At 62.6% G+C, this 2,057-nt stretch carries 3 protein-coding genes; 2 read left to right on the top strand and 1 reads right to left on the bottom strand.

Translation table 11 applies throughout. The features are described 5' to 3' along the window. Positions 1-978: rod shape-determining protein (locus JNK99_RS15135; protein WP_291854506.1), on the bottom strand; the 978-nt coding region annotated here is incomplete at its 3' end. Positions 979-1,080: 102 nt separating this feature from the next. Here JNK99_RS15135 and gatC point away from each other — a divergent pair. Together gatC and JNK99_RS15125 are read left to right on the top strand one after the other, a co-directional pair. Further along, positions 1,081-1,377 carry an Asp-tRNA(Asn)/Glu-tRNA(Gln) amidotransferase subunit GatC gene (gene gatC / locus JNK99_RS15130; RefSeq protein WP_291854504.1) on the top strand — a complete coding sequence of 99 codons (297 nt, stop codon included), beginning with the start codon at positions 1,081-1,083 and terminating at the stop codon, positions 1,375-1,377. After that, a partial coding sequence (locus JNK99_RS15125) for an amidase (protein WP_291854502.1) occupies positions 1,374-2,057 on the top strand: 684 nt, incomplete at its 3' end. The genes gatC and JNK99_RS15125, both read left to right, overlap by 4 nt.

Raw genomic sequence — 2,057 nt, 5'->3', positions numbered from 1 at the left:
GACACAGGTCAGCGGCTCCTCGGCAACGATGACCGGCAGACCGGTCTCCTCCATCAGCAGTCGATCAATATCACGCAGCAGCGCCCCGCCGCCGGTCAGCACCATGCCCTTTTCGGCAATGTCGGCGCCCAGTTCGGGGGGGGTCTTCTCGAGCGCCGACTTGACTGCCGAGACAACGCTGTTCAGCGGCTCGGTCAGTGCCTCCAGGATTTCGTTCGACGAGATGGTGAACTTGCGCGGAATGCCTTCCGCCTTGTTGATTCCCGAGACCTCCATCTCGCGCACTTCGGCTCCAGGAAAGGCCGAACCGATCCGCTTTTTGATGTTTTCGGCGGTATTCTCGCCGATCAGCATGCCGTAATTGCGGCTGATGTAGTTCATGATCGCTTCGTCGAGCTTGTCGCCACCAACCCGAACCGAACCCGCATAGACCATACCGCCGAGCGAGATGACACCGACCTCGGTGGTGCCGCCACCGATGTCGACGACCATCGAGCCGGTCGGCTCGGACACCGGCAGACCGGCGCCGATCGCGGCCGCCATCGGCTCCTCGATCAGGAAGACCTGACTCGCACCGGCGCCAATCGCCGATTCGCGAATCGCCCGCCGCTCGACCTGCGTCGAACCCGAAGGCACACAGATGATGATGCGTGGCGACGGCGAGAGCAGCCGCGAGTCGTGCACCTTTTTGATGAACTGCTTGAGCATCTGCTCGGTCACGGTAAAGTCGGCGATCACACCGTCCTTCATCGGCCGGATCACGGTCAGCGCTCCGGGTGCCTTGCCGAGCATTTCCTTGGCCGCCTTGCCGACCGCCTGGATGGTTTTCTTGGAACTGGGCCCGCCTTCCGTCCGGATGGCAACCACCGACGGCTCGTCGAGAACAATCCCTTTCGAGCGCACGTAGATCAGCGTGTTGGCTGTGCCAAGGTCGATCGCGAGATCGTTCGAGAAATAACTGCGCAGAAAACTGAACATGCTTGCGAAATCCGTGATGGGCCCTGCAGGGGCTGCGGTGGGAAAAACTTTTATGATACCTTATATGGCTCCGTCGTTTACTACCTTAGTGATTTCGTAACCATGTCGCTTACCCTGGAACAGGTTTACCGTGTGGCCCACCTTGCCCGTATCGAAGTCAGCGACGCTGAAGCGCTCGGCACGCTTGACCAGCTGAACCAGATCTTCACCCTGATCGAAGCGATGCAGGCGATCGACACGCGCGGAGTCGACCCCATGGCGCATGCCCAGGACCTCGCCCAGCGCCTGCGGCAGGACTGTGTGACCGAATCCGACCAACTGACCCAGCGTACCGCCTTCCAGGCCATCGCACCGGAAACCGAGGCCGGGCTCTACCTTGTACCGAGAGTCATCGAATGATCGAGCTCAGCCTTCGGGAACTTGCGCAGTCCCTCGCCAGCCGGCAGATCTCGAGCGTTGAACTGACCCGGCTCTACCTCGACCGGATCGCCCGCCACAACGCCGAGCTCAACGCTTTCATCAGCCTTGACCCAGCCCGCAGTCTTGCCCAGGCACAAGCTGCCGACGAGCGCCTGGCACGCCGCGAAGGCGGCCCGCTAACCGGCATCCCGATCGCCCACAAGGACATTTTCTGCAGCCAGGGCTGGCTCACCACCTGTGGCTCGAAGATGCTGTCCAACTTTGTCAGCCCTTACGATGCCGCGGTAATCACCCGCTGCAAGGATGCCGGCGCAGTACTCCTGGGCAAGACCAACATGGACGAGTTCGCGATGGGCTCGTCGAACGAAACCTCGTTCTACGGACCGGTCAGGAACCCTTGGGATGTCAGCTGCGTCCCTGGCGGGTCATCGGGCGGCTCGGCCGCTGCGGTGGCGGCGCGCCTGGCGCCGGCCGCCACCGGTACCGACACCGGCGGATCGATCCGCCAACCGGCGGCTCTCTGCAACCTGACCGGGATGAAACCCACCTACGGCGTCATTTCGCGCTACGGCATGATCGCCTTCGCCTCGTCGCTCGATCAAGCTGGTCCGCTCGCCCGCTCGGCGGCCGACTGCGCACTCCTGCTCAACAGCATGGCC

The sequence above is a fragment of the Accumulibacter sp. genome, assembly GCF_016789985.1.
In the GTDB taxonomy this organism is placed as follows: domain Bacteria; phylum Pseudomonadota; class Gammaproteobacteria; order Burkholderiales; family Rhodocyclaceae; genus Accumulibacter.
This window is presented reverse-complemented; position numbering and strand designations above follow the sequence as displayed.

Coding starts and splice junctions, on each gene's coding strand:
- gatC (WP_291854504.1), top strand. CDS start 1,081: ATGTCGCTTACCCTGGAACAGGTTTACCGTGTGGCCCACCTTGCCCGT.